Raw genomic sequence first — 2,330 nt, 5'->3', positions numbered from 1 at the left:
GATATACAAGGTGGTAAAGTAGGTAATAAAAACTCTACTACACATTTGGTGGGAAACTATGTATATATTGATGCAGATAGCACAAATTTACATTCTACTATTAATGTAACAGCCGTAATAGATGGATATATACAAAGACAAATGATAAATTTTGCAAATAGTGGATATAACTTTGGCGATGATGTAATAGTAAATGCAGTAGATTATCAAAACCATATAGGAAATCTTAATTTCAAAAGAGCTTTAACTATAGGTAATATGGGAAATGAAAAAGATAATGCTATAGAGTGGTGGCACTTTGCTAAAGGTTGGAATGAAGGTTTAGGTTATACTAGATTTGTGGATGAGTTTAGACTGGTAGGAGATATAGATTTTGGTGGTGATCAAGGTAAAAATTATGCCAATTATTGCATAGAAGGAAATAACTGCACCAATATGATAGTAGCGTATAAAGATGCTTTTAATAAAACATTTGATGGACAAGGTTATACTTTAAAAAACATTAATATAGATACAACAAAAAATCAAGTATATAATGTAGGAATATTTGGCATTTCCAAAGATGCTAATTTTAAAAATATCAATATAGATTATAACAAAATGGGGATAAAATCTGTTTTTAATGGAGAAGCAGAAAGTCTTAATATTGGTGGTTTTATTGGAAGTTCACTTGGTAGTAACTTTAACAAAATTACCGTAAAAAATATAACAAATATCACAGGAACAACCGATAGCTATAATGTCTTTTCTGTCGATATTGGTGGCTTTATTGGAAGTTCATACAACAACAACTTTTCCAATATTTATTTAGATGGAATTAAAAAAATAAGTGGTTTGCAATTTAAGGGAATTGCTAGTAGTTCTGGTGGTTTTGCTGGTTCAATAGGAGAAGATAGCTTTAATAAAATATCACTAAATAATATAGGTGAAATTTATAGCTATAGTAATGGCGGTGATATGAGTAGTTTTGCTGGTGGATTTCTTGGACGAGGATTTAATGGTGGTGTTTTTAATAATATTTTTATAAACAATATTGGCAATATAATTAGTGAAGATTCAAAAAATGAAGGATCGGTGAAAAGTAGTTCTGGTGGCTTTGCTGGGATATTAAGCGGAGATGCTTTTTTTTCCAATGTTACTTTAAAAATTAATGGTAATATTGGTGGAAGTAGTACGTTTTATGCTGGTGGATTTATCGGCAATAATGCAAATTTAGATCACAACTTTGAAAATATTTATTTATATTTTGATAAAGGTGTAAATATCAATGCTGTAGAAAGTACTGGAAAATTTTTAGGAATAAATATGTCTCCAGCGTCTTTAAATTTCAAAAACATCCATATCTATCACCATGAAAACGATTTAAGCAATGCAACTACCGATCAAAGCTATTGGGATAATACCAATGATAAAATAAACATCCACACTTATAACGATTCTACTCAAAGCGATGCATATAAAGACTTTTTATCTAAAGCTAACACCATAGAAAAACCATCTAAGCCATCTAAACCAACCGATCCAATAGACCCAGCCGATCCTGATGTCATCTTAGATGATGATGATTTATATGCCAATGTTATTATGGAATGGATTATCAATGAAATAAGAGGAGTGGAGCATACTGTAAGTGTTGAAGATCTTAAAAAGCTAGCTGATTTTATTAATGCTTTTAAAGGATTAGATAAAGATTCAAGTGAAGCAGAAATTAAAGCTGTTGTAAAAACACATTTAGGCATAGATGGTGATAAAGCTTTAAGCATAGCTCAAAGTATCAGCTTTTTATTAAACTATCAAGAGCATAATTTTGATGGTAGATTAAGCGAAAAAGCTAAAACTATTTATGATGATATTATCAAGCCAAATGTTAGCAACACTTTAGGGTTAATTTCATATTTAGATAAAAATCAAGCTTATCTTTTAGAACAATATAACAAATACAAAGAGCTAGAGCAAATCTTTAAAGACAAAGAACAAGCTTATTTTACAGCAGAAGCTGAATTTAATAGATTATTAGATTTAGTCAATAAAGGTAAACTAAGCTACAATGATCCTAAATTCACTCAAGCGTTTGATAACTGGCTTAATGCTTATAATTCCTACAATGCCTTATCAAATGATATTAGTGATTTAAATGCCAATGTTGCTAGTATTAATAAAGGTATTGAAAATCTAGGTTATACAAAATTTAGTTTTGCTAAATTTGATGATATTACTAAAATACATTTAGTTGAACCTAAACTTCCTGATATAGATAATTCTCAAGGTGGAGATTTACCTGATTTTGAACAAACTGCTTCACTTAATTTAATAGGTGATGAAGCTGTAAG

At 29.6% G+C, this 2,330-nt stretch carries 1 protein-coding gene; it reads left to right on the top strand.

Features of this window, described 5'->3' with window-relative positions:
• Positions 1–2,330 (top strand): hypothetical protein (locus tag L8U98_RS08110; RefSeq protein ID WP_263725495.1); only part of this gene is annotated, 2,330 nt, incomplete at both ends.

This window comes from Campylobacter sp. RKI_CA19_01128, assembly GCF_025771175.1.
Classification (GTDB): Bacteria; Campylobacterota; Campylobacteria; order Campylobacterales; family Campylobacteraceae; genus Campylobacter_D.
The sequence above is the reverse complement of the archived record's forward strand: the minus strand, read 5'-3'. Positions and strand labels throughout refer to the sequence as shown.